We start from the raw sequence: 2673 nt of genomic DNA, 5'->3' as shown, positions 1-2673 counted from the left end.
GAACACCTGCCACCTATTTTAGCTATATTACTTCCGTAGCATATGGTGAAAAATATGGTGTATCCAAATGGAATCAAAGTTTCTCTTCACAACACAATTATCAAGATCTTATAGAAGCCGGGACTATTTTAGAAGATGCTTTATGGGCAGGTGTCAACGGAGAGGTCTTGGGTTGGTTGGCTGATTTGGAATGGGATTGGGATTTGGGCAATGGCCGTTTTGTGAACCACTTTTATGAGTGGCAAGACAACGGCGCAAAACTTTCGTGGATCTCACTGATACATAGAAATACGGATGCTGTGTCATGGGCTTACGATGGCGGAGGGTTGACCAATGATTATAGTTATACAAAAGCATTAGAGTATTTTAAAATAGCATTTTTCGATAAAAATACGACTTCGGAGCAGAGAACAGAGAATGAGGCGAAGATGTTTATTTCGTTGGGCCATGTTCTGCATATGCTTAACGATATGAACGTCCCGGCACATGTTCGCGATGATATGCATGCCACCGGAGATCCTTTTGAAGTGTGGATGAGAGGGGGAGAGCGAGGAAGAGATATTGGAGGGTTTAAAGTAGCTGAAAATAGAATTGCTGAACCTACCTCAGTCATAGTAGATGCTGTCAGCCAAACTACACCCACAAAGTATCAGAATTTTAATACCTTTATGCAAAAAGAGGCGGAATTTACGTCGGAAAACTTTTTTAGTAAAGATACATTGACAAGTGTGCTTTCGGCATACGTACCGAAAAAAGATGAACTACCTAAATATTTTCCTGCAGGTGAAAATGCAGGTTATGTTTTGTCAAATTCTCCAGATGTTGATGCGAATCATAACAAGCTGGCTAGAGTAAACCGTTCTTACATTTATGTAACACATCGAGGAGTAGGTGAATACAAGCCTGTATACAGTTATGTTTTAAGTGAAGAAAATTTGCCTGTTCTGATCGATAACGGTGTTAACCTGATATCTCATGCTGTAGCCAATGCTGAAGGTTTTATCAATTACTTTTTCCGGGGCCGTTTGGAAGCAGAAGTTATGTCTTGTGGTTTCAGAATTAAAAATATCTCTGATCCTACACTAGTAGCAACTCCTTCGACCGTGACATTCAATCGCGGTGGCACATTTCTTATCTATGCTTTCAAACCTGACGGTAGCCGCACGTATATTATGGATTATCCGTTAATAAGGGACCTGCCTGTTAACGGCGAAATTATTGTACCCGATTTTGTGCAACGACTTATTGAAAAAGGTTTTGTAGAAGATAACGCTTCTTTGCCAATTACTGTCGTATTTAAAGGAAGTATAGGAGGACAGGATGGCTTGGCTGTTGTAAAAACAACGGTTGCCGCCCCAACCCTTTCCCAAACATTGACCCGGGGGGTGATAGAAGTGACTTTGAGTTGGGACAGATGCTACCCCATGGTAGATCTTGACCTGGAGACGGACTGGGATGCCGGTGTACTCGAAGTGCACGATGACGAGAACAGCACCTTTGAATATTATGTCATAAAAGATGAGATGTCTATCTACCCGGGCAGCTACTCATTTTACGGGCGTGACAAGACCGACCACAGTTTACTCGATGAAGAGGCGATGCAAGAAGACCCTATAGACATCTATATCTTTGCCAAAGCACCGGGAACAAAAAAACTGTACAAAGTCGAAGCCTTTATCCCCGAACAACTCGATATCGGACGACTCTTTGACATTGACATACGAGAGAAAGAGGTAGTTGTCTATCCGGCACCTAACGTAACTCCTGTAGTAACAGCACCATATAGACCTGTAGAACGAAGTTTTGAAACTAACGACTGCTCGGGAAACAAAAGCTGCGGCTGTATACCGTGTGAGTACAAGATCAGAGGGCCGCTGCAAGAGGTGACGCTTGGGCCTATCAGCGGAGCGGCGGTAACCGTCTACAAAGCGTCTGACATGAACACACCGCTGTTTGTTGGTAAAACAACAGAAGGGAATGACATATACACCACCGGTATCATCGAGATACCGCCGGAAGAGGCCGCGATATTTGACGATGATGAGATCTATATCATCAAAGCCCAAGGCGGTGTTGACATCGACAGCAATGATGATTTCTTCGTTGATGAGTTCCCTGTGACGAACAACGGTACACTCCATGCTATTGCGACCGGAAAACAGCTCAAAGATCTCAGCCTTAAGGTCAACATCTTAGCCGAGATAGCGTACCAGGTCAGTAAAGATAAGTTGGGTGACCCTTCTAAAAAAGCAGAACTGTTTGCGCATCTTGATGATGTCGCCAAACGGATATTGAGTAACAAGGTTTTCCCTATAGACGGGGATTACAGCATCTACTATAGCGATATCCTGTTGTGGCTGCCGACGGTTGATAAGAAACTACTGTTCAAAGACTACGATACCTATGTTCACCCTATTGTCGAGAAAGTTTATGCCGACAGTGACTATGTACAGGATGCGTACAAGTTTGTCTATGAGAGCGTAACACCGGGTGCACCGGAGATCTTCGGCTTTGCGGGACAAGTCGACGTCGATGCCCCTGCAAACAGCATCATCGGAGCACTAGAGATTGCAAGTGAAGGTTCCAGTGCGATTACAACTATAACGCTAAGCGGTGAAGGGCATGAAAACTTCACGGTCGATACTAAAGGTGTCTTCCGGGTCGCGCAGGGGG

The 2673-nt window shown here is 44.2% G+C and carries 1 protein-coding gene; it reads left to right on the top strand.

All coding sequences use genetic code 11. The features are described 5' to 3' along the window. On the top strand, positions 1 to 2673 hold a 2673-nt coding region (locus tag ABYK33_RS15260), incomplete at both ends, for a hypothetical protein (protein ID WP_373034175.1).

It is taken from the genome of Sulfurovum sp. (assembly GCF_041562805.1).
Taxonomy (GTDB): Bacteria; Campylobacterota; Campylobacteria; order Campylobacterales; family Sulfurovaceae; genus Sulfurovum.
The sequence above is the reverse complement of the archived record's forward strand: the minus strand, read 5'-3'. Positions and strand labels throughout refer to the sequence as shown.